22 protein-coding genes and 1 CRISPR repeat array are annotated in these 26,773 nt (G+C 40.0%); of the genes, 8 read left to right on the top strand and 14 right to left on the bottom strand.

The genetic code is table 11. The features are described from left to right. Window positions 1-338 precede the first annotated feature (338 nt). Window positions 339-479 carry a hypothetical protein gene (locus EXN75_RS17535; protein ID WP_167639412.1) on the bottom strand — a complete coding sequence of 47 codons (141 nt, stop codon included), beginning with the start codon at window positions 477-479 and terminating at the stop codon, window positions 339-341. A gap of 2,410 nt (window positions 480-2,889) precedes the next feature. Here EXN75_RS17535 and EXN75_RS00720 point away from each other — a divergent pair. After that, window positions 2,890-3,099, top strand: coding sequence for a peptidoglycan recognition protein family protein (locus tag EXN75_RS00720; protein ID WP_134842399.1), 210 nt, complete (start codon window positions 2,890-2,892; stop codon window positions 3,097-3,099). Window positions 3,100-3,184: 85 nt separating this feature from the next. On the opposite strand, the gene EXN75_RS00715 is transcribed toward EXN75_RS00720, so the two are convergent. The 12 genes from EXN75_RS00715 to EXN75_RS00660 form a co-directional block, all read right to left on the bottom strand. Continuing rightward, window positions 3,185-3,385: a hypothetical protein gene (locus EXN75_RS00715; protein ID WP_246031245.1), complete on the bottom strand. Its 201-nt coding sequence runs from the start codon at window positions 3,383-3,385 to the stop codon at window positions 3,185-3,187. Window positions 3,386-3,703: 318 nt separating this feature from the next. Then, a CRISPR array of direct repeats spans window positions 3,704-4,451; the repeat unit is 30 nt; unit sequence ATTTCAATTCCATAAAGGTACGATTAAAAC. 213 nt (window positions 4,452-4,664) lie between these two features. After that, window positions 4,665-4,928 (bottom strand): CRISPR-associated endonuclease Cas2, encoded by a 264-nt coding sequence (cas2, locus tag EXN75_RS00710; RefSeq protein WP_134842398.1) that lies wholly within the window; start codon window positions 4,926-4,928, stop codon window positions 4,665-4,667. 1 nt (window position 4,929) lies between these two features. Next, the gene (gene cas1b, locus EXN75_RS00705; RefSeq protein ID WP_118255156.1) at window positions 4,930-5,946 is read right to left on the bottom strand and encodes a type I-B CRISPR-associated endonuclease Cas1b; all 1,017 of its coding nucleotides are present in this window, start codon (window positions 5,944-5,946) and stop codon (window positions 4,930-4,932) included. After that, entirely contained in the window at window positions 5,943-6,461 is a 519-nt protein-coding gene (gene cas4, locus EXN75_RS00700; RefSeq protein WP_134842397.1) for a CRISPR-associated protein Cas4, read from the bottom strand. Before cas4 ends, cas1b begins: the two co-directional genes overlap by 4 nt. Continuing rightward, on the bottom strand, window positions 6,458-8,908 hold the full coding sequence (cas3, locus tag EXN75_RS00695) for a CRISPR-associated helicase Cas3' (protein WP_134842396.1): 2,451 nt from the start codon (window positions 8,906-8,908) through the stop codon (window positions 6,458-6,460). The genes cas4 and cas3 overlap by 4 nt, the downstream gene beginning before the upstream one ends. Then, window positions 8,893-9,603 carry a CRISPR-associated protein Cas5 gene (gene cas5 / locus EXN75_RS00690; protein WP_134842395.1) on the bottom strand — a complete coding sequence of 237 codons (711 nt, stop codon included), beginning with the start codon at window positions 9,601-9,603 and terminating at the stop codon, window positions 8,893-8,895. Before cas5 ends, cas3 begins: the two co-directional genes overlap by 16 nt. Continuing rightward, complete coding sequence (gene cas7b / locus EXN75_RS00685; protein ID WP_134842394.1) at window positions 9,600-10,523, bottom strand: type I-B CRISPR-associated protein Cas7/Csh2; 924 nt, start codon at window positions 10,521-10,523, stop codon at window positions 9,600-9,602. The genes cas5 and cas7b overlap by 4 nt, the downstream gene beginning before the upstream one ends. A gap of 4 nt (window positions 10,524-10,527) precedes the next feature. Further along, window positions 10,528-12,567 carry a hypothetical protein gene (locus EXN75_RS00680; RefSeq protein WP_134842393.1) on the bottom strand — a complete coding sequence of 680 codons (2,040 nt, stop codon included), beginning with the start codon at window positions 12,565-12,567 and terminating at the stop codon, window positions 10,528-10,530. Continuing rightward, window positions 12,564-13,346, bottom strand: a complete 783-nt coding sequence (gene cas6 / locus EXN75_RS00675; protein WP_134842392.1) for a CRISPR-associated endoribonuclease Cas6 — start codon at window positions 13,344-13,346, stop codon at window positions 12,564-12,566. The genes EXN75_RS00680 and cas6 overlap by 4 nt, the downstream gene beginning before the upstream one ends. Beyond that, window positions 13,336-14,334 (bottom strand): helix-turn-helix domain-containing protein, encoded by a 999-nt coding sequence (locus EXN75_RS00670; protein ID WP_134842391.1) that lies wholly within the window; start codon window positions 14,332-14,334, stop codon window positions 13,336-13,338. Before EXN75_RS00670 ends, cas6 begins: the two co-directional genes overlap by 11 nt. A gap of 338 nt (window positions 14,335-14,672) precedes the next feature. Next, entirely contained in the window at window positions 14,673-16,460 is a 1,788-nt protein-coding gene (locus EXN75_RS00665; protein ID WP_134842390.1) for an ATP-binding protein, read from the bottom strand. An 87-nt stretch (window positions 16,461-16,547) separates the two neighbouring features. Then, window positions 16,548-18,113, bottom strand: coding sequence for an ATP-binding protein (locus EXN75_RS00660; protein ID WP_134842389.1), 1,566 nt, complete (start codon window positions 18,111-18,113; stop codon window positions 16,548-16,550). A gap of 303 nt (window positions 18,114-18,416) precedes the next feature. Here EXN75_RS00660 and EXN75_RS00655 point away from each other — a divergent pair, with 303 nt between their 5' ends. Further along, entirely contained in the window at window positions 18,417-19,418 is a 1,002-nt protein-coding gene (locus tag EXN75_RS00655) for a porin (RefSeq protein WP_246031247.1), read from the top strand. Between the two features lie 213 nt (window positions 19,419-19,631). Then, the gene (locus tag EXN75_RS00650) at window positions 19,632-20,327 is read left to right on the top strand and encodes an HAD family hydrolase (RefSeq protein ID WP_022110868.1); all 696 of its coding nucleotides are present in this window, start codon (window positions 19,632-19,634) and stop codon (window positions 20,325-20,327) included. A gap of 49 nt (window positions 20,328-20,376) precedes the next feature. On the opposite strand, the gene EXN75_RS00645 is transcribed toward EXN75_RS00650, so the two are convergent. Next, entirely contained in the window at window positions 20,377-21,210 is an 834-nt protein-coding gene (locus EXN75_RS00645; RefSeq protein WP_134842387.1) for a lipocalin-like domain-containing protein, read from the bottom strand. Window positions 21,211-21,348: 138 nt separating this feature from the next. Between EXN75_RS00645 and EXN75_RS00640 the strand changes: the two genes are divergently transcribed. The 5 genes from EXN75_RS00640 to EXN75_RS00620 all read left to right on the top strand — a co-directional run bounded on the left by EXN75_RS00640 (window position 21,349) and on the right by EXN75_RS00620 (window position 26,663). Next, window positions 21,349-22,557: a GDP-L-fucose synthase family protein gene (locus EXN75_RS00640; RefSeq protein WP_134842386.1), complete on the top strand. Its 1,209-nt coding sequence runs from the start codon at window positions 21,349-21,351 to the stop codon at window positions 22,555-22,557. Window positions 22,558-22,560: 3 nt separating this feature from the next. Continuing rightward, window positions 22,561-23,124 (top strand): dTDP-4-dehydrorhamnose 3,5-epimerase, encoded by a 564-nt coding sequence (gene rfbC, locus EXN75_RS00635; RefSeq protein WP_134842385.1) that lies wholly within the window; start codon window positions 22,561-22,563, stop codon window positions 23,122-23,124. Between the two features lie 134 nt (window positions 23,125-23,258). Further along, window positions 23,259-24,173: a dTDP-4-dehydrorhamnose reductase gene (rfbD, locus tag EXN75_RS00630; RefSeq protein ID WP_118118429.1), complete on the top strand. Its 915-nt coding sequence runs from the start codon at window positions 23,259-23,261 to the stop codon at window positions 24,171-24,173. Between the two features lie 52 nt (window positions 24,174-24,225). After that, window positions 24,226-25,359: a dTDP-glucose 4,6-dehydratase gene (locus tag EXN75_RS00625; RefSeq protein ID WP_134842384.1), complete on the top strand. Its 1,134-nt coding sequence runs from the start codon at window positions 24,226-24,228 to the stop codon at window positions 25,357-25,359. Between the two features lie 23 nt (window positions 25,360-25,382). Next, on the top strand, window positions 25,383-26,663 hold the full coding sequence (locus tag EXN75_RS00620) for a hypothetical protein (RefSeq protein ID WP_246031244.1): 1,281 nt from the start codon (window positions 25,383-25,385) through the stop codon (window positions 26,661-26,663). Window positions 26,664-26,773 lie beyond the last annotated feature (110 nt).

The following is a 26,773-nucleotide window of genomic DNA, read 5'->3' as shown; positions in this document are numbered from 1 at the left end:
CAAATAAAAACTGAAAATCGTATAAAATTATTGGGGAATTTTATCAAAAAAAAGAATGTCGGAGACTTTCGAGAACGATAGAAAGTGATTTGGCGGTAATTTGGCGGTAATTTGGCGGTAATTTGGCGGTAATGAAAAACTCTTATAGCGAACCATGTATTTTGTTTTATAAGTTGAGGAATAATAACCTTTCTTTATAATATCGTAAATGATTTTGACCTTAGTGTAACGAAAAAAGAGGGTGTGTCACAGACTTATGACACACCCTCATCTTTATATAAATCTCTCTCTATTTCTAGAGTGATTCATGTATATATATATTATGTATTGTTCTATTCTTACTTGCTCAAGCTAACAGAATGGCTCATGTCAGTCATTTCTGGAATTGAGTTTACTACGTGTTTCAAGAACATGCCCATGCAAAGAACCATACCAGAAAACATAACTGCAGCGAAAGCCATTGTAAAAATAGTCATCATAATTATTAACCTTTTTAAAATTTATTATTTGTTATTCCTTAAATACGAGTGCAAAGTTAACACTTTTTTATCGAATAACGGCATCTTTTGCCGAGAAATATTATTGCAATATGTTTTTCTTGATATGGGTCAACCACTTGTTTTTAGCCTTGAAAATGACATTTTGCTATCGAATATGTTGTTTTTGTGACAATAATTTATATATATCATTTTTCTCGCTTTGTTGTGTGTGTAATAAGATAGGGCTTCCTGTCAGATGATAAGAAAAGAGGGTGCGTCACAGACTTATGACACACCCTCATTTTGTCATGTCAGAAATTTCACTTATCTTAGTGTTGTAAAATAAATAACAAATAAAACTCTGAATGACATGGCAAAATACAAATAAACTCTGAAAAACTCACTCCTTTTGGAGGAATTTTTTCTATTATGGAGCAATTTGATGCTCTTTTGGCTCAAACCATAGATTCCACTTTGGTGAGATGCTACAATGGTTATTATTGTGATAAAACTCTCAAGCATCCAAATTTGCGTATTTTCAAAGGATTTTCAATATAAATTTACGTATTTTCGTATATTTCATGGAAATAAATTTGCGTATTTTCAATATCATTCGTATCCTTGCACTGCGTAAGTATCAAATAGTCAGTAACTTTTATATAAAAAATAAAGAAAATAATATATGAATAGAATATTTAAGCGCAAATGGCCTAAGGATGCTACTCACAATTATGAGATAGACTTTTTTGGTGTCTTAAACTTAAATTCTTTGTGTGTTTCACATGAGGTTAATTTCCCTTCTACAGTTCGTTATCCTCGCCGCTGCCGTCCTGTCCTGCGTCACCCTTATTGCCACCGCTTGGGTTAGAGCCACCGCCATCTGAACCGTCGCTAGGAGTAGTTGGAGTGCTGATGTCCACGTTGGCTTTGCCCTCCTTGATGGCCTTGATGACTGCAGCCTGAGCGCTACGGCTGGCTACGAGGTTGAACTCTGCATCGGAATGAGGTTACTATTCACTGAGCGCATGGTAATACTGTAGTTAATCATACTTTTGTGTGTGTTTAGATGGTTGATATTTCAATTCCCCAGAAGCCCCGTTTCTTGCCCTTCTTTGGGTCGTTATTGATGTCCGGCGCCTGACATCAATAACGACTCCAATGTGTCGTCTGTAAAGACCGACTTTCGGTACAAGAGAAGCTTTCTTTCGATTGCTGGTGCAAAGGTACAACAATTTGGAGTTGAAAACAAATTTTTGGGCTACAGATTTTTTAGGGGTGTCTGTAAGTGTCTGACTGATAGTGCTTTACAATGATATTTTGAAAATCAATTGCTGCATTTTGATAGAATTGGAAGAAAATGAAGGAAGCGGCTCAGAATTTTAGAAAAGCGGTCATAAAGGTCAATGTCATTGTTGGTCAAAATCCTTCGGGGGATGGGTCAAAAAGCCTATAGTATAATATAAATATTATTTATATTATACTATAGAAAAAAATGACCAATACTTCTTATAAATTGACCAACAATGACATTGACCTTTTTGACCAGAATGCTACTTGATAAGGGATTATTTTTAATCGTTATGATTGCTTATGTTGTTGGCTATCAATAAGTTATGTAATCTGAACTATTTTGCTCGCGACACATTTATAAGTGCAATAAAGATAAAATATACTAACAATCAGCATCTGCCTCTATTGTCGTTCCTATTCAATTCTGTAAAATATTCAGCCCAAAACAGCAAATGGAGGGCTTTTTCTTGTCTCTAAAATGGATGTTTTGCCATCAAAATTGGACTTCTTATACCCCCAAAATAGCTATTTTCTACTTTTACGATAAAAAAAATAATAAAATTCGATATTATATAAAAGATTTATTATCTTTGCCAAAAGATATGAAATACGGAACATTTTAGATGCTGATAAACATATAGAGCGAATTAGAATTACCCCCAAGTGGCGGAGTTAAGTACTTTATTATGAGTGACTTATAAATCCTAACTCATGGAAGTAGAATCAACCATAGGCAGTAATACGTAAATTCGGGAGGGAACAATTATTGTGTATTTATACTATGATAAGAAATCCCTATTTATGGAGCGTTTTTCGGCTTATTCTTTCACTTAAGAGCTCAAAAATGCGGATTTTTTCACTAAAACCCCTTATTTTTAAGCTCAAATATATAGGTTTTCAGGAGCGAAATCGTGATGTATAGTAAAATTGTCGAACAAAAATAAATATATTGAAGAAAAAGAAGTAGAATTTAATGAGATTAATCATGCTATCAGTGAAATCAAATATTATTCTGAAAAGCACATTCACATTGATTACCTCTTTTGTATATATCAGACTTTGTCTATAGAAATATGCTAAGGTTATTACCTATGATATTATACAGCTTTGTCCGAAAGAAATGGTATCATCTGGATTAAAGCTATCATTGGATAATTTGCTTACCTACATCGACCAGAAGGCTGCCCTGCTGGATCTCATCGGTCAGCTGAAGGAGGAATTCCCTCACGCCACCATCCACGGTCACAACGAGTTTTCCGCCAAGGCCTGTCCCTGCTTCGATGTGAAGAAGGAATTAGATCCCTATTTTGATAAAGGGGGTGGGGAATAAATAAACAAGGGTACGTTCCTTGTTTGATATAGAGAATATAAAAGCGTGGTTACAAGGAGGCTTTAGTCATCGTTTGTAGCCACGCTTATTTACTCTTGTATGCAAGATAATAAGGTTTGCCATCATCCACTACCTTTGAGTCTATATAGTCGAGCAAGGCATCAGGCTTTCTCAACCGCCTGTTTCGGAAATCATCAAGTTGTATTTCGATGATGTGATTATCAGTCACCCCATGTTCCAACAGCCAGTTATGCCAGATATCAAACAGCAGGAAAGACTCCCACATCGTCTGACACCTGTTATAACCTTCACAAGACCGTTTCCACGTCCTGCGATAAGTTCATCCAAGTATTTCTTACGTTCAAATATCATATTAGAGTACTTTTTTGATATTGGTATCACATTTTACACCGCAAAGAGAATGATTTTATCCCAAAAGCCAGCACAATCAATGGAAAAACTGCGTTTACCAAGTAAAAACAGTAAAACGTAGCATCGTAAACTACGCAAACTTCCATTCACCACATTATGGGGTCGGTTAAAACCGCCCCTCCCAACCCTTATTTCGTGATTTTGTAGAGGATACGCATAGCCGCATAGGCTAGTTTCAATTCCATAAAGGTACGATTAAAACCTTACTCGTGTAGATGAGAATGGCGTGACTATCACATTTCAATTCCATAAAGGTACGATTAAAACAAACCTTCAGTTTCCTCTGTGACGAGACGGTCACTTAATTTCAATTCCATAAAGGTACGATTAAAACAGGACACTCTCGATTGGCTATCAGGAGATATATTATTTCAATTCCATAAAGGTACGATTAAAACTGCTGATAACGTCAAACAGTCGTATGACTTTGTTAATTTCAATTCCATAAAGGTACGATTAAAACACCATTTCAGCTCTGGTAGCTTGATGTTCACCCATATTTCAATTCCATAAAGGTACGATTAAAACAAACCACCGTCGATTGTCGTAGAACCTTGCGTAAATTTCAATTCCATAAAGGTACGATTAAAACTTTTTTATAATGAGGACTCCCGAACAGGCTATGTACATTTCAATTCCATAAAGGTACGATTAAAACTGAGTATGATTCATATAGCTAATAAATTTGTATCATTTCAATTCCATAAAGGTACGATTAAAACGAAGCCATCGCAAAGCAGGCGCAGGCAGCAGCCGAATTTCAATTCCATAAAGGTACGATTAAAACTCGTTTGTGTCATTTTTCCTTTAAAGGACAAGACCAAATTTCAATTCCATAAAGGTACGATTAAAACCTAACGGCTGACCAAATTTTGCATACAAAGCCTTTGATTTCAATTCCATAAAGGTACGATTAAAACCCGTTAAGTCTAAGGCATACACCCCCGAAGACTCTATAGGTTTGCGGGTGCAAAGATACAAAAAAATCTTCAGAAAAATGTCGATGCCTAAAGATATTTTTTCTGCGGTCTTACGACAACCTGCCTATTTATGGAGGTTTCAATAAGTCAAAGAACACTTTCGGAGGTTTTGCCGAACTCAAAACGGCAAAATAGAACCACATCGACAACTCTTTATAAGAAATTATCGGTAGACATTCGTTCTTTTCCAAGAATCTGCTTGCTCATATTATATCCCATTTTATTGGTGAAAACTATAACGCTATCCTCAGATTCATCAATAATAGCTTTCATTTTCATTTGTAATTCACGAAGTTTGGCTTCAGATAATTCTCCCTCCAAAACTGAGTTCTGAATCCAACACAAATACTGGCGGCAAAGCTTCAACATTTTGCCTACTCGCTTCTCACCAACATCATAAACTATAATCACATACATATCACCAATACATTTTAAAAGGTTTATATTCTTCTATTCCCAAAATATCTTTCAGTAGCTTATAGCATTCCAACTTTATAAGATGCTTATAGCTTACATTACGTCCTAAAGAACGATGACGGAACGTCTCGTCATATCGCTCTTCCATAGCCTTTACAAAAATCTTCTTTCCCTTTTCGTTCAAAAGACATTTGTTGAGTTTCTTATCAAAATGACTGGTGCTTAAAGCATGCTTATTGAGTACCTTGAAGATGACTCTATCCACGATAATAGGTTTGAAAATCTCGGATATATCCAGACATAACGAAAAACGCCTTTCTCCTGGAGTATGCAGAAAGCTTATCGTTGGATTGAGCTGAGTTTGATGAACTGCCCGGAGAGTTTCAGTATAACACATCATGTTGCCAAAAGAAATGAGAGCATTTACCTCGTTCTCTGGCGGTTGCTTGGTTCTTGATCCCATGTTGAAATCATCGAGAATGATATCGAATGCAGCATAATATGCCTGTCTGATATTTCCCTCAATTCCCATTATCTCATCCACAGCCTTGGCATCTGGTAAAGTATTACTCAATCTTTTAATAGTATCGATAATATCTTGCAGGTCTTTTCCTCTACGATTATAATAGTTGAGGTTCATAACCATATTCCAAGCTGCTCCCTGAATGAACTTTCGTGCCAATTCTACTCTTTTTTTCTTGTTTTGGTATGCAGATGTTTGTGCCAACAATGCCTTGCCAGAAAGAAGACTTTCACGTGGCATGAAGCTTCCGGTATAGTTCTCATAATAGTCGAAGAAGTGGACAGGAATACCTTTCTGCCCCAGAAAGTTGAACAAAGCACTATTTGCCCGCAGACTTCCAAAGGCATACAGTTCCGCAACATCCTCAATAGGAATGTATCGAGGTTGCTGCTTGATTTCTTCATTATCTTCATTCACGATAACAGGCGTGAACTTCAGCGTATTGTCCCTTCTTTCCATAATGCCTGGATTGAACAGATAAAAACTTCTTTTCATTCTTCTTCCTCCAACTCGTTTATATAACAAAAATCGAAATAACTACAATTCTTACAGATGCCTTTCTTGACCTTAGATGGGCAAACATCTTGAGAGATGATCTTAATGATGTCTTTAGATATAACCTGAATGTCATCTCTATCAACATCTGTCAAGATTACTTCTTTTGTCTTTCTCAAAAGAGGATATTCCAAGATGCCCTTCACGCCATCAATTCCATGTTGCTCGAAAACATACATGTAATATTTCAGTTGCCATTCATGAGCTTTATCCACCTTATTAGATTTCTTTATCTCATGGATGACCTTGTTCTTGGCATCATAGTAATCTACTTTGATACCATCAATCTCCACTTCCTCATACTTTGATGTACGTTGTGGATAACTTGATTCATGCACCAGCTTTCCTTCATAGACCAAGTCTGATTCTTGTTCCATGTTGATACCATTGGCAAACAGCCATAGTTTGCGATGGCAAAGCTGGTAATAGTTGAAATGAGTGCCAGTTATTGTCATAAGTAATTATCTCCATCAATTATAATACCAGTATCAAAATTATAACATTTAGTAGATATTTTATAAAGGCCATTATAATCTTCACCTGAAGATGTAATTGGTTTTGATTGATTTGGCTTTATCCTTATTTGTACAATCCGATTGGCCATCTTTTTTAATTGGTTGCTTAATTTTCTCTTATGGCATCGTATGATAGATATCTTGTCATCATGTAAAAGAGATTCTTTTAAATTCTTCTGGTACTTCAGAAGTAATTCAAAGTTATTATCATCACCATTACGAGGTACATAGTACAAACATTCCTCACCAAATATATTATTGTCAACAAGTGAGAATTTTCCCACTTTTTCATACATGCATTGGCTTATATCCTCCATTAAATTATTTTTCAGTTTCTCTCCATAGGCTCCAAATATAAGTTGATCACATATTTTCTCAAAGAAGGCTTTCTGTATGTTTAGCATATCCTTCTCTTCGCAATTTCCTGATTCATAGAAAGATTCTCTTGAGAAATTTATCAACTCTTTATCAGGGCCTCGATAAATCAGGCTTGAACGTTCCCCTTGATTCGTTCCCAACCTAACTACAACAACTTTTCCTTTTTCAGCATTTTTTCCATTTCTATTGCAGCGACCAGCAGATTGTACAATACTTGAAATGGTAGCAAAATCCCTATAAAGTACTGGAAAATCAATATCAACTCCCGCTTCAATAAGCTGAGTAGAGATAAGAACAACCTTATCACCTTGACATAGTTTCTCCTTAGCAATATATATTTTCTGGCTTCGGTCGCTTGGAGTAAAATGTGTATTAAGAAGCAACACATTTGTGTCATCCATATTTTTTCTGATGAAATTGTATAAGTCTTTTGTATCCTGAATAGTATTCAAGATAACAAGCACCGATTTCTCCTCCTGTAAAACTTGATGCCCCAACTGTTCTATATCTATAATTGACTTTTGTACTTCTACTGTATACCTGTTAAAAACAGGATTCTCATAATGAGAAAGTGACAACAATTTAAATGGTTGTTCATAATCCAGAAAGAATTCCTTTGCTTCTTTATTGTCATCAGGCAATCGAAGAGCTGGCTGTGTAGCTGTAGAAACTATTGCAAAACTACCTGTTAGTTTACAGAATTTATCTAAGTAAGCAACAAAAAATCCATACAATCTTGGAGGCAAAGACTGTATCTCGTCCAAGAGAAAGACACAATTGGAAAAATTAGGCAATTTCATAAGCTCATGATTCTTATTTCCCAATAGTGTCTCAAATATACGTACGAAAGTTGTAATTATGAATGGATAGCCAAAAGTATCATCTTGAAACTCTAAAGCCTCTAATTCCTGTAACAACTTTTCAGAAGGATTATCATCCAGTTCCTTCTGAATTTCATCAAAGCGAGTATTTGTAGATTTCGAGTCTATACGCTGAACAAAACATTCGTAACCTTTCAATATTTTCAACACTTCTGATTCAACTTGTTCTGTTATCGACAAGAATGGCAATCCATAAATAATTCTTTTAGCCCCCTTCGCCTTTATGATTTCGGAAGCTAAAGATAACAACATTAGCGTTTTTCCGGAACCAGTCGGAGCCGTCAATTCGAAAATCTGTTTTCCTTCTTCTAAACCTTTTTTAATACTATTAATACTTTCCAGACGTATTTTAGTTCTCTCTACATTAAGTAAAGTTTGAGAATTAAGATTGTCAAGATACCCCTGTAATATATCTGGATAGATATGAGAAAAGCTATTCAGATTTTGTTCATTCTCATCAAGCATGGATATCATATTACCAGCATCACTTTTGTCAGCTTTTACCAATGCAGAGAAAATGCTTTGTATTTCTAAATAGAATCGTAAAGCAACATTATAATCATTTGGCTTATTTACTATTCTTTTAAAAAATAATCTAATTCTATCTTCTTCTATTGATGATGGCATAGATGGCTCATTGCCTAATAACTCAGAAAAGACATTACCAAAAGATATATGCTCCTTATCAAGAAAGGCATAAAGATTGCTTACTTCATAGCCCGAAAGAATAGGATTGCCATCATTTGGTATCATATTAGGTAAGTCCCCATGATGTTTCGCAACAACAGTTATTAAAGATGTTAAGAAATTGTGCGAATTAAACTCATGTGGAACTTTAAACTTATCTGGATTTTTAATCAGAAACATGAGAAAAGCATACGCAGACAAATAGGCATGGTGATCATATCCTTTCGGACATAATCCATTTAATTTCTCTTGAAAATTAGGATTAACCTTTCCTATATCATGGAAGAGAGATACCAATCCTGCTGCATCAGAACTGGTAATTCTCTTTGACAATAAAGCTACATTTTCAAGATATACTTTTGATAATAAAGCCACATTTTCAAGATGTACTTTCAAAAGTTTTCCTGGATGTGAATAACAATTATTTAAATCAAAACCCATTGTTCAATCTCTTTATCATGAATATATTCCCAATAATCTCCTTCTACTTTAAGCATATAAGAGCATTCTGGGTATATGACGTTTACATATTTTTCTGGCAAATTCCAAAAATCATTATTCTGATATGTCGGAAGTTTGTCAAAACCAATTCGAAAGTCATCGCCAACTATTTTCAACTTATGCTCATTCGCTATAACGAAACCTTTGGTCTTAAAATCACCATTCCGCATCGTTATGAATTCTCCTTTACTAATGGAAGTCAATTCTGCTGGACAGTTAGCAATACCCAAATAAGGGTCATAGACAGCATATCCTTCTAAAATTGCATTCTGAAAATCATCGAATATACTTTGAGAGCGTTCACCATTGAGTCCCACACAAATCTTGTAGCTAACATCACGCAGCATTTCAAAAGCTTTGGGTGATTTAATAGCTGTAGGGTTTATGGCCGTGTGAGACGTAAATCCACATGATGCTTTTTTTACAGGCTTTAGCAATTCAACACCATACAACAAGTCTTCAGACAACTGAGGGAAAAGAGATTTCATCTTCTCGCGTTCAATTCCTAAAACTGCACCAATCATTCCGATTAATGCCGTTTTAGGAATAAGGTCATGAGACAATGGATTGTTGTTGGTCTCTGGCTTTTTAAAATGAGCCCAATTACCATCTATCTTGAATTGAAAACCTTTCATAAGCTCATCTCTTCAAACTTCTCACCATTAAGCTCATTCTTAATCTTATCTATCTCTGTATAGAATCTGATTTTTTCAATCTTGTCATTCTTGGCAAGATCCTTGAGTTTACTGAAATCGAGAGTATAGTCCTCCATACTACGAATTTGCTCGTCTTTCAAGCTTTCATTCGGCACAAGTTTTATGGTTCTGTCAACTCCATAAAGTTTGTCAAAATTCTCTTTGTAGTCTATGATTAACAACAAAAGCGAATCTTGTCCGACTTTTGAACGAGAGAAAGAGCTTCCTTCCCCGCCTGTTCCATACCATAAAGCTTTAAACATTTTCTGCAAATCATTTTCTTTCAAATCTGTGTTTTTAGCAACAGTTGGATTAATCCATCCGTGAATTTGAACAACAGAATAAGGAACCAAAGTTGTTGTAGCAATGGCACCTTGCGCTTTATCTCCTTTAGATGTAAAATGTGACGTGTTCTGGTGCATTCTCAAGTTGACACGATTCAAAGAAGGGTTAAGGGAAGCAAATTGCACAGGTCCCGTAAATTGCACATGCCCATTTGTAAAGTCTGTCTTACCAACTTTCATATTTTTTTCTAGCGTTGATATACCACCAAACAATCTTACATCAATGAGTTCTTTCATTATTTCAGCGATGTCGGTCTTTTGATTGGAATTCCAATTCTCAATGATCCAAGTTAATACACCTTTAGAATCTGTTTTGCCAGCTCCAGTCTTGTCTGAGACATAGATGTGCTCACCTTCGATATCCTCAAGGTATGTACGAATAAATCTTTTAATTCGAACATCACTAACAAGGATTCTCTTCGTTTCCTCATCGTAACGTTGTTCTCCTGTAAATGGATCCCCATTGGGGATGTTGTATGATGTTTCATACAAAAACAAAATTTCTGATTTCTTCATATCTTTAATTTTTATGGTTTATTTCATCAACTATCAAGTTAAGTTTACTAACTTCATCTTTTAAATCTTCATTGCCAGAATAATCAGCCAAGATTCTTTCTAAACGTTTCTGAAAATCTTTTTTCTTATCCGTCGGCTCATATTTGAAATAGCCATCCAAGAATCCGAAAGACAATTCATCCTTGTCATATTCAGATTCTGATAGATTTGCCAAGTCATCACAAACTTCAGCACACATTGTTGCCCACATTCCGTCATGCATTACAAGTTTCTGACTAATATCAGATATAAACCTGATGCAATCATCTTTTGTTGACACCCTTCTTGAAAGCAAGCCCACATAGTTCTTTTCAAAAGAACCAATAGCCTTCTTCAATGGCTTGGCCATTTTCCCTATTTTAACGCCAAGCATAAAACTTGCAGAATTAATAATTTCCATAAATTTATTTTGTTTATTATTTTGTATTGATAATATGAACATCAAATCATATTTCAAAATCTCATACCAAAACTGACCACCACCTAAACGTATAGCGGACTCTACATTAGTTACAAACGAATGGAGTAAAGACGGGTCATTATAATAATCTCCTTTATATATTAAAGGAAGCACTTTGAGAATATGACTTTCATATTTTTTCGATGCGGCTATTTTTACTTTTCCCGTTGAATCCAATTGCACATCTCCCAATAGATTGGAAAATGATTTACAACAGATAGAAAGAGACATATCTACCTTTATCTCTTTATTTCTTCCTGCGTACACTTGATACGCCTTTTTACAAATTCTTGATGTTACACGATTCAGATTACTCCGTGTTATATTTGAAATTTCCATCAGATAAGTATCATCTGGCTTGGTTCTTTCTTTTCTTGCAAAAATGAAATCAAAGAATGTAAAAGTTGAACTGTCTTCTAAAATTGACGAAATCAAATCATCCTTATATTCATTGGCAGATACTATTGCTGGTTCATTTCTCTTCTCTTGAAAGAGTTTCAAATCCTCGGCTTTCAAATTATCTCCACACGGCAAAACTATAAGTTTATAATTAGAATCAGAAAAATTCTTACCATTCTTCGCAGCATAGGTAACTCCATAAAAAAGATCTTCTATCTCTGATTCTGTAAAAGCTCTTGTCTTGTATCTATTTTCCAAATCAAAATTTGGAAATTGTATGTCATTTTTCTTATCACCAGAACATATTGTAGGCCAGCAGCTCTTTTTCAGCACAAGTCTTTCCTTGTTTTCTTTAATATCCTCAACATACTTCTTATGCATTTCTCGAATGACAAGTTCTAACGTGTTGGAAAAATCATACCAACTCTTTTCATCCCCATTACCATCTTCATAAGAGAAATGTAAAAAGATTGACGCAGAATTTAACATAAGCAATTCTTCGTCACTTTTAGCCTCACTTAATTTCTCCAGTTTTTTTTTGTTGTTTTCTTTATTTATAGTGCAACAAATATTCTTTAAGTTATCTTCATTCTCAATATATTCCTTAAAGGACGAAACGTTTACATTTTCAAAGTATTTTATAATAGCAGGAGCATATTTGAGGATTCGTTCTATCAGTATCTGTTCTTTTGCGAGTCCTGTTCTTATCTGTTGAAACTCATCTATTCCTTCAGGAGAAAAACCAGATAAAGAACAGATTTCGTTACATGTTGCAGTACCTTTATCAAAGGAACTTGGAGATTCTACTAATCTATAATTTCCACCTTCAACTGGTTTATTTATGGAGCCATTCTTGCCCAATGTACCTTTGAAAGAATAATAAATATCACCATATATATATCTACAAACAGTATCACTAGTTGAAGTTTTGTACATTAGATAATATAGACTGTTTCTTCTATTCTCAGGAACTTCTGATACCTTATCAAAAATAATATTAAAGTCTTTGTCTACTGGAAGAGAAAGACAAAAAGGCCAACATCCTTTATTGTCTTTAGGACAAGATCCAATAGCATTTGAGAAACTCATTTTCTCTTTTGAATTTCTCAAAATATTTCCGATTTTTAAGACTGTATCTAAACTCATAATTCTATATTCTTTATAAATCCAAAACCCTGTGAACATTGTTCTCCTACTCCTCCTTCATAAGCAATCTTCATCAACTCTAAAGGTGCTTTCATACGGAAGGAGCAGAGAGATCCACGTACTCTTGATTCGTATGGAGTATTGGCTTTTATTGTTATCAACTTCGACTTGACCTTATTGTCTGTCAATTCGAATGAAAACTCCTTGTCATTCATATCAAATGGTTGCCCATGAATGCTCTCATATCTTGCTTTCAATCCCTTTAATATGCCGTCAGCAAACATGGGATTATCTGGTGACAAATATTGCGTTTTGTAGTCTTCATGCAACTTGACACAAATAGGAGACATAGCTTGGAAAGCCATCTGTTCTGTCAATTGTGGCATAGGCATAGCCTCTACTCCAATAACATCAAAAGCAACACGATGTTCCTTATTGCCAATAGTAAAGCTTTGATGGGCAAATATTCCTTGAATGAATTCAAAGGTGCTTTTCTCTGGTATAAAGCTAATGTACCATACCACTTTTTCGCCAATGATATTCAAGCACCCCGCTTCAGGCAAAGGTCTTACTTTCTCAAAGATGAAGGGTGAATAACAAAATAGCTTAAACCTCTTTCTTTCATGTAAGAGATAGCCATTTTCATGAAGCCATGATGAATATTGCGTATCAGCTTGCGCCAATATGCGATAAATGACTGCCGACTGCTCGTACTGATAATTAAAGGGCAGCAAGTCACCAAATTTCCTATTTATTTTTAATGTGATTTTAAACTTCATCTTTTTTGTATTTTATTATTGTTTCCACTCTTTTTTCTCTACCTATCGTTTCTGGATAAGCGTAATGTCCTAAGCCCGATTCCCATGGATTATCTTCCAGATACTCTGCATACCACCATCGTTTGTATTCTGTTTCTATGATGCCAAAGTCACGAGCACTGAGAATCAAAGCACGAAGTGATAAACCATAGACATTTTTAAGATCTATCATTTCTTCCAAGGATATATTCGTCCTTTGGGTTCCTCCCATCTCTTCTATATATGTCTTCTTGGGGAGAATAAAGTAACCTGCAAACAAATCACAACGTTTCTCCAAAGATAATGAAGGATTGTCGGGAAATGAAAAGAGCAAATGAGCCAACTCATGCATGGCTGTATAACGAAGCTTTTCTACTGTAGTCTTGCTTGATCTCATATCAAGTACGATCAGAGGATATCTGTGATTTGCCCAGGTGCTTAATCCATAAACGGATTCTGGCAATTCTGCTGACATCACTTTGATTTCTTTTCTTTCTAATAAACGAAGAACACTGGCTATAGGACCGTCACCACAACACCATTTCTCTCGTAAAAGGTCTGCTGCCTGTATGGCATCCTCCAAAGTTGAGATTTTCGTCCCTAAAACGGGATTCTTAAAGGTGGAACTGAAACCTGCCTTATGCTCCTTCTCTAAATATTGCTCTGCCCAAAAAGAAAGTTTGGCTTCCAATGCCAACAGTTCTTTTTCTGAAATTTTGCCATTGGCATTTGTTCGTAACGTAGGCATATCTATGTCTATATTGGTTCCCCAAAAATATTTTTCACTGATGCGCAGGGCATTAGCCAAGGCCAACAATGCCGGTCTCTTTGGGCGCATGATGCCTCTTTCATACCGAGATATACTCTGCTTGGTGATGGCTCCGCCTGTTCGCTCTACCAGCTTATCCATGCTTAGTCCCATCATCATTCTTGCTTCATGTAATCGAATTGGAAATTGGTCTTTTGTCATTATGATTCTTTTTTTTGATGACAAATATACAAATTATCTCTTAAAGTGTAACTTTTTGATAACGTTATTTAACTAAAAATATAGATATTAGGTTCAGTTGCTATAAATCACCAAAACGTCTCTTGACAATGCATACTACGATCGGTCATTTGGTCAAAGTCATTTCTGGGCAAAATTATTCCCCGTATTCACTATCCACGTCCACAACGAGTTTTCCACCAAAGCCTGTCCTTGTTTCGATGTGAAGAAGGAATTAGATTCCTATTTTGAGAAAGGGGGTGGGGAATAAAATAAACAAGGCGTACGTTCCCTCGTTCAGAGGAGCGTACGCCTTGTGATTATTTCACTTCCTCGCAAACCACCATTTCCGTGCTTTTATACACTATGATAATCTTGTGTAGCTGCGTGGTCTTGATTGCAGAAGTTACTACTTCGCTTTCTGCATATCTATTCACTTGCCTGATGGCATCCTGCTTGAGTTGTTCTATATGCGCAGCGGTATCCTTAGACTTGGCATATTTGAACTCTACAATGTAGGAATGCTGCATATCGCTGAAGTTGTCAACAAGCGGACAGAGGAAGATATCGGCATAGCCTTCCTGGGTGTCCTTTTCGGATATCGGACGGTAGAACTTGTTGTCGCAAGTCATGGCAAGCGTGAATCCGTGCACGAAATATTCCCCCTTCTGATGATCTCTCTGGGATGAATATTTATGCAGACTGTCGGCGATATATTCAAAATAAGGCTTCCATTCTCCACAATATGCCAAGGCACTTTCTAAGTTTCCTTTTTCGTAGGAATCGTATTGCAAGTCGTTCTCCTTGTATGTGTCGAGAAGGTATTTGAACAGCTGCTCTCGCACCACCTCATTTGGTATCACGAACTTGGTCTTTCCCTGATAATTTCCTGCGATGGTAACCATGCCGAAGTAGTAGAGCAGACTCACGAAATTATCCGGGTCGCCTATCTGCTCGGCAGGAAAGCCGGTCTTGAGCTCGCCAGCCACAAAGCCGTTTTCTACCAGTTGCTGGATGATAGAGGCATCGTGGGCAAACTCCTTGTCCTTGCGGATGAGCATACGGAGCTTGTTGTAATCCAGTCGGATGTTTTCCTCTATCATATTCTTAGGAAGTCTTCCTCGGTTTCTGATATAATTATCGATGAAATAGAGCACCATGTTGGAATTGTACATGGTGGTTTCGCCGTATGAATCCTTTGCAAAACAATAGTTATCGTACCATGGTTTCATCAGGTCTATCAATTCATCCACGGTGTAGTTGTGGAGATGGAGGGTTTCGGTATAGTAAGTGAGCATTTCGCGCACCTCTTCTTCCGTGAAGCCCGTCATCTCGTTGAATTCGTATGAAAGGGAATAGTTGGTGCCGATGTTGAAACCGCTGGTCAGATCGTCCATGGTAACAGGACTGACGCCCGTTACGAAAACCCGCTCTAAGGTGGAATCGGTAGCCGACTTGATGGTGTCGAAGAACTTACGGAGATAACCCATGCCATGAGTTTCTGCCTGATAATTGTTGAGACAGTCTGGTTCTGCCAGGATAGTATTCGTGAAATGGTCGTACTCATCAATAAAGAGATACACTTTCTGTCCTGTCTTCTTACATTCCTTGCAAAGATAGTCCAACTGTTCTACTGCGCCATCCTTCCTGTTCATCTCTTCTTTGATGTTGGCAGGCAGATATTGTGCATACACATCGCAGAAGTAGTTAAACTCTGTGTTGCAATGTGCATCGAGTCCCTTCTTGTAATTCTCAAGATTGGCATCCACCACGGCAAAGTTGAGCGAGATAATCAGATAGGTATTATGCTCAGGTGTAGGATTCTCGCCGATATACAATCCTCCAAACAGTTCCTCAAACCTATCAGCCATATTGATGTCGTAATACTGTTTGAGCATGGAGAGGGTAAGGCTCTTGCCGAAACGACGAGGGCGGATATAGAAGAAATACATGTTGGATCTTTCTATTTCTTCTATAAAATCTGTCTTATCTACATAATAGCAGTCGTCTCTTCTCACGGTAACGAAGTTCATGATTCCGTAAGGGATGCGCTTGCGATAAATGTATTCGCGCTTGGCATTTTTCTTCTTTGTGATATTACTATCCATGAGCGATTCTCCTTATATATTTTTATTTTGTCGCAAAGTTAGTATAAATATTTGGAATAAGCATGTTTGGGTACTCCAATTTCACCATTATGTATAAGCTTCTATCTTCCAATCCGTGATATTATGCGAAGCGACATCAAAGTTGACGCCTACCTTTACGATTGGCAAGCCACATAGAGCAAAACGTTTAGGATATTCCTTGAGGTCAATCTGCTTCATCGCTGCAGCTGCATCCTTATTGAGTTTCAACTCAAAGAGATAGAGATGCGTAGCAGTTCTCAGTACCATATCCACTCTTCCTGACGGAGTGCGAACTTCTACGTCCACGTAATTATCAAGAATAGAGAATATCACATACATCATCTGCTGATAATGCCCCTCTGAATCCGCATTGTTGCAATACGGAACCGTGGCAAGAAAAGCTTGAAGCATCTGCAAAGCCCCATTCATATCATTACGGCGAATAAGAGCCGACATCTTTGCGATGGTGGTTGCTCCCTTAGGCGTAGTCATACCTATATAATTAGGTAAGAGACTACGATATAAACCAACACGGATTTCTTTGTTTGGGATATCAAGCGTGAAAAGCTCAGTTTCAGGGTCGTATCCTTTTATAGTTATATAACCACTTTGATACAGTAAAGGCATGATGGACACCATCATTTCGGTCGGTGCGTCAAAGTCTGATTTGTCTGCCTCGCAACTTCCAATTTCCGAAGGCATTACCTGGAATTTCTTAAGCATTTCTATCAGATAGGTAGGTGTGCCTGAAGTAAACCAATAATAATCCAACTTACTTTTAGCCATAGCATTCAGCAGACTATAGGGGTTGAAAATATCTGGTGACTGAGCTGCAAAATGATAACCGTCATAAAACTCTCGCAATGCATCAAGAGTCTGAGTTCGGGTTAGATTCATCTTAACTGCTAATGCATCAACATCTGCTGACATCTGAGTCTCCAATTCCTCCTTGGTAATACCGCAGATTCCAGCGTACTCATGATCCATGCTAATATTGGTGATATTATTGAGTTCACTGAAGATGCTCATCTGCGAAAATTTAGTGATGCCAGTCAGGAAAACAAAGCGAAGCATAGGTTCGCAATCCTTCAAAGGACTATAGAAATTACGCATCACATTGCGCAAATCTTTCAAATGAGCATCTTCATGCACAACATCAAGTAGAGGGGCGTCATACTCATCAATGAGTACTACCACCTGCTTGCCAGTCTTTTCGTAAGCAGTCTGAATGAGTGCGATGAGACGGTCGTTCGCATCAACAGCGGGAGTCTTGATTCCCCATACTTTTTCTTGTTCTGCAAGCCGGTTTCCCAAGTATCTTTCCTGCTGGTCCTTCTCCATGTGTTTACCGCCAGCCATGCTGAAATGCAGGACAGGATATTCCGTCCAGTCCTTTTCCAACTTTTCGATGGCAAGCCCTTTGAAGAGTTCCTTCTTTCCCAGAAAATAACTCTTTAAGGTAGAAACCAACAATGACTTTCCGAAACGGCGTGGACGGCTTAAGAAGAAATGTTTGCCACCGCTATGAGTCATGCGATAGACATATTCCGTCTTATCTACGTACAGCAGATTTCGGGTGATGATTTCCTCGAAAGTCTGGATTCCTACTGGATATAATTTCAATTCTGCCATGGTTTTTTCTTTTAAGTTTCTGGTGATAATATCTTATCAGACTCTTTGCATCTGCAAAACTAATCATTTTATTTGAAATAACAAAGGGAAAAGGCAAAAATGTATCGGTAACGTTTCATATCATGGAATGTCTGGAATATATGATTTGGGCTTTCTTCATCATTTTGTAACATCCGTGTCGTAAGAAAGAAATATATTCTTCGTATCTTTGCACCCGAATAAAGGCTATGGCCTCATGATGTGTGCTAATATATTAATAATGTGAATATGAAGAAGAAGACAATGGCCCTGCTGCTCTGCACTATGCTGTCTGCAGCGGTGTTTGCTCAGGATGAAAAGAAGGAGGTTGACCGTACTCCGAAGATTGGCGGTACGATACGCTCGAAGTACGAATTCCAGACCGAGGAAGGGGAGGGACGCTTCGAAGTGAGAACTGCCCGCATCTATGTTGCTGGTAATGTGACCAAAGAGGTGAGCTACAAGGCGGAAATCGACCTCTGCGATGAGGGCAAAATCAAGATGCTCGATGCTTATACCCGTATCAAACCATGGAGTACGCTCCAGTTTACTATCGGTCAGGAACGTGTGCCTTTCACCATCGATGCGCACCGCTCGCCTCATCAGCAGTATTTCGCCAACCGCTCGTTTATCGCCAAGCAGGTGGGTAATGTGCGTGATGTCGGTGCTGAGGTGGGTTATACCTGGAACGTGGGGTTCCCTATCATCGTGAATGCGGGTGTGTTCAACGGCTCTGGTCTTACCAACCAGAAGGATTACTGGACCAAAGGCATCAACTATTCTGCCAAGGCGCAGTTCCTCTTCCCGAATGTGAATCTCGTGCTGAGTACGCAGAAAATCAAGCCTTCTGATGTCACTGTCAATATGTATGATGCGGGTGTTACCTTCCATCGTGGCGGTCTGATCGCTGAGGTGGAATACCTCTTCAAGCATTATTCCAAGAATGCGTTTCATGATGTGCACGCCTTTGACGGTTTTGTATGCTATGATATTCCAGTGGCCAACCAGAAGAGTCTGATCAGGAAGGTTTCTCCATTGGTAAGATATGATTTCATGAGCGACCACAGTGATGGCACCCGGTATGGGGCTACGGATGAGGACCCTGGCGTGTTGAAAATCAACGACTATAAGCGCCATCGTGTGACTGGTGGTGTGACGCTCAGTCTTGCCAAGCCTTTCATCTCTGACATCCGTATCAACTACGAGAAGTATTTCTATCGCAACGGTGGTGTGGCAAAGACTTCTGAGAAGGACAAGATTGTAGTAGAGTTTATGACTCGTTTCTAAAAAGAGATCATATTCTGATATAAATAATAACTTTTGGTTCTGAAAAGTAATTCTCTATTAAGATTGAATGAATGACGGACGTGCAGCAGTCGCTTTTTGCAGATTGTTGCGCGTTTTTCTTTGTCAGTTCGGGGAAAAGTATTATTTTTGCAGATGGGGTTCTTATATAATGAGAAATTACAAATTAGAAATGAGAAATGAAAAATGAGAAATATGAAAAAACTGGATCATATCAAGGCAATCGCTTTTGATGCCGACGACACCCTCTGGGCCTTGCAGACTTACTTCGAGGAAGTGGAGGCTGAGTACTGTGACTTGCTTTCTGACTATGGAAGCAAGGAGGAAATCTCTGCTGCACTCTTTGAGACGGAAGGGGGAAACATGGAGGACTTGGGATATGGCGTCAAGGCGTTCACCATCTCATTAGTGGAAAATGCCATCAAGGTGAGCGACGGAAAGGTGCCTGCCCGCGTGATAGGGAGAGCGGTGGAATTGGGAAAGACGCTGCTGAGACTGGATGCCAAACCGCTCGAAGAGGTGGAGGAGACTTTGGCAAAACTCAGAAAGACGGAATATAAGTTGGCGGTCTTTACCAAGGGCGAACTGCAGGATCAGGAGAATAAACTCTGGCGATCGGGACTGCAGCGATATTTTGACGTGGTGAGCATCGTGAGCGACAAGAAACCGGAGGCTTATCGCCGACTTTGTCGTGAGTTGGGCGTGCTGCCGGAGGAATTGGTGATGGTGGGCAACAGTTTCAAGAGCGACATTGCACCTGCCCTCAAGATAGGGGCTTCTGCCATTCATATCCCATTTCATACGATATGGGCGCATGAAAAAACGGAGGAGTTCGAACATGAACGCCTCCGTCGTATTACTCATTTTTCGGAAATTCTCCATCTCGTTTAGTCTTGTTTCAAGGATTTCTCTCAGATTTCAAGCGATGAACGCATAAACTTTATTTGAGTTCTTCCTTGAATTTTTCCGCTGCTTTCTGGGCTGCTTTCTGGGCTGCGGCATTGGCAGTCCGCGCATTGGCCTTGCGGTGATAGCTCTGGATATTGCCCCGGGAATCACGGAGAGCGAGCGAATCATCCTTCATATAGACGAAAGAAAGCGTGTCGTAGGTGGTCTTCTCGTTGAAAACGACATTGTTAAACTCGTATCTTCCTTTCACTAAGATCAGCTTGCCGTTGTAGGCGTGCCACTCTGTGTAAAGGGGAACTTTAGGATATTCCACAGGACTGTCATCCTCTACCGAACTGTTGGTCGCCACCATTCCCACGGAGCGTGCTTCTCCCATTCGCTTGAGCGTAAATCCGTATTCGCGCGGAATCATGTAGGTTTCCACGATGCTGTCGGGCATATTGGCGAGAATGCGCTGCTGCTGCCTCTTGGAGAGGTGGGTGACATCTCTGAGATGAGGCATCACCTGATAGGTCCAGGTGGCTTTCAGTTTGTCGAGGTCGATGACCATGCTTGCCTTATTCTTTTCCTTGGCAGGGATGATGCAGATCCAGTCGCCCACTTCGATATTGCCAAATACCTGACGGTTGCGGTTGGCTTCGAGAATATTATATTTTACAGGATCGCCGCCCTGATTGGGGAGCATGATTACTACGGAGTCTGTGCATCCCATGCAGGCAAGTCCGTAAATAGCTTTGTCGCCCTTGGCTGGTTTTGACATGCTGATGGGCAAGTTCTGCTGAGATACCGGTGGCTTGGGACCACGATGGCAGGAAAGCATGGCCAAGGTGGCAAATCCGATGATTAAAAATGTCTTGATTTTCATTATGTTTATTCCTTTTGTAGTGCAAAGATACATCAAATTGCGATAAATACAAAATAAATCCCTAAAACTTTTTATTCTTTGAGAGAAAAATCGTAATTTTGCACGGAGAAAATAATAACTTAAATTTTTGATGTAAAAATGTTGAGTAAGGATAGTAAGATTTACATTGCTGGGCATCATGGCTTGGTGGGTTCCGCTATTTGGAACAATTTGAAGAAACGTGGTTACAATAACTTAGTGGGCCGTTCGCATAAAGAACTGGACCTGACCGACCAATATGCCGTTCAGAAATTCTTCGATGAGGAGCGTCCGGATGCTGTGGTCTTAGCTGCAGCTTTCGTGGGCGGCATCATGGCCAATTCGCTCTACCGCGCCGACTTCATCATGCAGAACATGAAGATGCAATGTAATGTCATCAGCAATGCTTACAGTCATGGTGTGAAGAAGCTGCTCTTCTTAGGCTCTACCTGTATCTATCCGAAGGATGCACCACAGCCTATGAAGGAGGATGTGCTCCTTACTTCTCCTCTGGAATATACCAACGAGGAGTATGCCATTGCCAAGATTGCCGGACTGAAGATGTGCGAGAGCTACAATCTGCAGTATGGCACCAACTATATCGCTGTGATGCCTACCAACCTCTATGGTCCGAATGATAATTTCCACTTGGAAAACAGTCATGTGATGCCTGCGATGATGCGCAAGATCTACTTAGCTAAACTGATTCATGAGGGCGACTGGCACAGTATTGAGGTGGATATGAACAAGCGTCCGATCAACCCTACTGATAAACTGCGCGAACTCATCGGCGAGGGCAACGTGGATGGTCATAACGACCATGAGCGTATCCTGAAAGCCCTGGAGTTCTATGGTATATATAATAATAAGGTGGTGCTCTGGGGTACAGGTACTCCGCTGCGTGAGTTCCTCTGGAGCGAGGATATGGCGGATGCCAGCGTTCACGTGCTCCTGAATGTAGATTTCAAGGACATCATCGGTATCGAGAAATACAGTTCTGTTTTCTATGGTGCCAAGGTGGACGGAGCCGTTGACCGTAACAATTCTGAGGGTCGTGGCGGTGCTATTCCTTCGCTCGGTGAAATCCGCAACTGCCACATCAATGTGGGTACTGGTAAGGAACTTACTATCCGTGAACTTTCTGAACTGATCGTGAAGACGGTGGGCTTCGAGGGTACGGTGGAGTTTGATGCTTCTAAGCCAGACGGAACTCCAAGAAAGTTGATTGATGTAAGCAAGTTGCACTCGCTCGGTTGGACCCATCAGGTGGAAATCGAGGATGGTGTGAAGAAACTTTATGAATGGTACCAGAACAGTTTAAAGGACTAAGATATGGAAGTAATCAAAACTGATATTGATGGCGTGCTCATCATTGAGCCTCGCATCTTCAAGGATGCCCGTGGCTATTTCTTCGAGAGTTTCTCTCAGCGTGAATTTGACGAGAAGGTGGCTCCGATACTGGGCCATCCTATCCATTTCTGCCAGGACAACGAGAGTATGTCGTCCTATGGCGTGATGCGCGGACTTCATTTCCAGCGCCCTCCATTCACCCAGTCTAAATTAGTGCGCTGCGTGAAGGGTGCCGTGCTCGATGTGGCAGTGGATATTCGCAAGGGTTCTCCTACCTATGGCAAGCATGTGGCTGTGGAACTGACCGAGGATAATCATCGCCAGTTCTTTATTCCACGTGGTTTTGCCCATGGCTTTGCCGTACTCAGCGAAACTGCCGTGTTCCAGTATAAGTGCGATGAGTTCTATCATCCTGAGGCTGACGGGGGAATCTCTATCCTCGACGAGAGCTTGGGCATCGACTGGAAGATTCCTACAGAGCATGCTATTCTCTCTGAGAAGGATACTAAGCATGATATGCTGAAAGACTTTGAGAGTCCTTTTTAAAGGTAAAAAGGTAAAAAAGTAAAAAGGTAAAAAGAACGTTCTTGCTTTTAAAGGTAAAAAGGGCTTGGAAGGGGCCTGAAAGGGCTTTGGAAAATGCTGATAAAAGTGGGTCTAATTGTAAAATATAAATAGAAATGAATATATTAGTTACGGGTGCCAACGGTCAGCTCGGAAATGAGATGCGTATCGTTAGCAAGAATACTACTGATCATTATATCTTTACGGATGTCAATCAGGTGGAGGGTCTGGAGACTACTTATCTGGATATTACGGATATGGATGCCATCCGAAAGATGGTGAAGGACAATGAGGTGCAGGCTATCGTCAACTGTGCTGCCTGGACCAATGTGGATGCTTGTGAAACCGATGAAAAGTTGGCTGCACTGGCTGAGAAACTGAATGCGGATGCACCAGAAAATCTTGCTAAGGCAATGAAGGAGGTGGATGGTCTGCTCGTTCAGATTTCTACGGATTATGTGTTTGGTAAGGAACCTTATAATGTGCCTTGCAATCCTGAACAGAAGGGCACTCCTACGGGCGTTTATGGTACTACTAAGCTCCACGGCGAACAGAAAATCATCGCCAGCGGCTGCAAGTATGTCATCATCCGCACCGCTTGGCTCTATTCTGAGTTTGGCAAGAATTTCTGCAAGACTATGCTCAACCTGACTGCCACCAAACCGCAGTTGAAGGTGGTGTTCGACCAGTGCGGTACTCCTACTTATGCGCTGGATCTGGCTTATGCCATCGAGACCATCTTAGAGAAGATGAAGACGGCGGAAGCGCAGGAGAAACTGGTAGGAATCTATCATTTCTCCAACGAGGGAGTTTGCTCCTGGTATGATTTCACCCAGATGATAGCAAGAATCTCAGGACATACGGATTGCGACATCCAACCATGTTACAGTTCTGAATATCCGTCTCCGGTAACCCGTCCGGCTTACTCTGTGCTCGACAAGCGTTCCATCAAGGAGACCTTCGGCGTGAAAGTGCCTTACTGGGTGGATTCACTTGAGAAATGTATTGCTAATCTGGAGGCTGCCAAGTAATATCCGGAACAGAAAGTAGCTAATTGAAATTATATACTAAAAACATATAGAAATGAAGAATATCATCATAACGGGCGGTGCTGGTTTCATCGGCTCACATGTCGTAAGACTTTTTGTGAACAAGTATCCTGAGTATCATATCATCAACCTCGACAAGTTGACATACGCAGGTAACTTAGCTAACCTCAAGGATGTTGAGGACAAGCCAAACTATACCTTCGTGAAGGGTGACATTTGTGACTTCGACCTGATGCTGAAACTGATGAAGGAGTATCAGGTGGACGGTATTATCCATCTGGCTGCAGAGAGTCATGTGGATCGCAGTATCAAGGATCCTTTCACTTTCGCTCAGACCAATGTGATGGGTACCCTGTCTTTGCTCCAGGCTGCCAAAATCTATTGGGAAAGTCTGCCAGAGGGTTATGAGGGCAAGCGCTTCTATCATATCTCTACCGACGAGGTGTATGGTGCCCTGCAGATGACTCATCCAGAGGGCATTCCTGCGCCTTTCACAACCAAGGCTTCCAGCGATAAGAACCACGAGGCTTATGGCGAGGAATTCTTCCTGGAGACTACCAAGTATAATCCTCATTCTCCATACTCGGCTTCCAAGGCAAGCTCTGACCATTTCGTACGTGCCTTCCACGATACATACGGAATGCCTACCATCGTGACCAACTGTTCCAACAACTATGGTCCATATCAGTTCCCTGAGAAGTTGATTCCATTGTTCATCAACAATATCCGTCATCGCAAGCCATTGCCAGTATATGGTAAGGGTGAGAATGTGAGAGACTGGTTGTATGTAGTGGATCATGCCCGTGCCATCGATATGATTTTCCACAAGGGAAAGGTGGCTGAGACTTACAATATCGGCGGTTTCAATGAGTGGAAGAATATTGACATCATCAAGGTGGTGATCAAGACCGTAGATCGTCTGCTCGGACGCAAGGAAGGTGAGGACCTTGACCTGATCACCTACGTGACCGACCGCAAGGGACATGATATGCGCTATGCGATTGATTCACGTAAGCTCCAGAAGGAGTTGGGATGGGAACCAAGTCTGCAGTTTGAGGAAGGTATCGAGGAAACCGTGAAATGGTATCTCGACAACCAGGAATGGATGGACAACGTGACCAGCGGTGACTATCAGAAATATTACGAGAACATGTATAAAGACAGATAATAAAAAACATTTAAATACGAAGGATGACAGTAAACACAACTCACACACAACCGGTGTGGACAGAAATCGAATATACAGCATTATGCAAAAATCCGTATCTATCTACACCATTCTATGTACCCAAGGAATCAAAGGTGTTCCAATGCAAGGAAGATGGTAGCCGCAAGGAAGCGAGAATGCTCTATCTCGTGTTTAAGGCAGCCAATGCTCCTGAAGATGCTGAATGGGAAGACGACCCTATGCCGGGAGAAATCCTGGTGGGAGTGCTGGATGATGACGATGAAGTCATAGAACCAGCCAAGGCAGTTTTCCTGGGTATGGATCTGGAAGATTTCATTGAGGTAACTGATGAGGATGAAAATACCATTACTTTCGACCTTTTCTGGCGTCATGGCGATGTAAAGGTGGAAAAGGCGGAAAAGACAAGAGACGGTTTTGTCTGCAAGAAGGAAGATTTCGGCGATGAAGGTCTGCTGGTCACTTTGACTCCGAAGAAGGAGGGTGCTCCTGTCACCATGCGCCTACAGATACCTTATCTCGGATTCTCGCTTTATGACAAGAGTGGCAACAAGATGCACGGTGATGTGGAAATCCCACACGAGAAGGTGGATGATTATCGCTATGAATTTGTGGGCGATGATAGCAACGACCGTTTCTCCCTGCATCTGGACAATGATAGGTTCATCTATATGTGTGTGCTTCGCCAGCATGAGGGCAAGTTGGTTGTGCGCGATCAGCGTGATCGCCTGTCTGTGGTGGATGAACTGCCAAGCGAAGGTAAACTGTCTGAACTGATGATGAATGCCCATGAAGCATTGATCAAGAACAAGAACTACCGTTGGCGTATTACCTTGGGAGGCAGTACGATGGATGAAGGAAGCGGGGAGGAATTTGTATTGGAACCTACTGTCTTGGGCAATTATGCCTATGAGCAGTTCCGGAAGGCTGACGGCAAAATGGACGAATTGGGCGGTCATCTCATTTCTCTGGAACAGAAATATGCTTTCCAGTGGTTCTGGCTGAATGATGAGGACTGGCGTCATGATGACCCTATGTTTGAAATGTTCATGAAGCAGCTGTTGGCATTCTCCTATATCAATCAGAAACCTATACAGGGTGACCAGTTGCAGGCACGCAACAACAAGCGCAAGATACGTCGCTGCGCCAAGATGATATTGGCTCATCGCGCTGGTGAACTGAATCTCTGGGATGAGGAGGAAGAGGCACGCAAGGAAATCCTGCGTCTCTTCAGCACTTTCCATAAGGAGTTTACCGAGGAACTGGAAAAGGGTGATGCGGAATAGGAAAACTTCGTAAGAGAAACATTCAGATTCGTAATGAAATGACAAAGGTTCTATCGGTGAAAATCGGTAGAACCTTTATAAAATAATGCAATATTTGCAAAAAAATAGCT

The sequence above is a fragment of the Segatella hominis genome (assembly GCF_004535825.1).
Taxonomy (GTDB): Bacteria; Bacteroidota; Bacteroidia; order Bacteroidales; family Bacteroidaceae; genus Prevotella; species Prevotella hominis.
The sequence above is the reverse complement of the archived record's forward strand: the minus strand, read 5'-3'. Positions and strand labels throughout refer to the sequence as shown.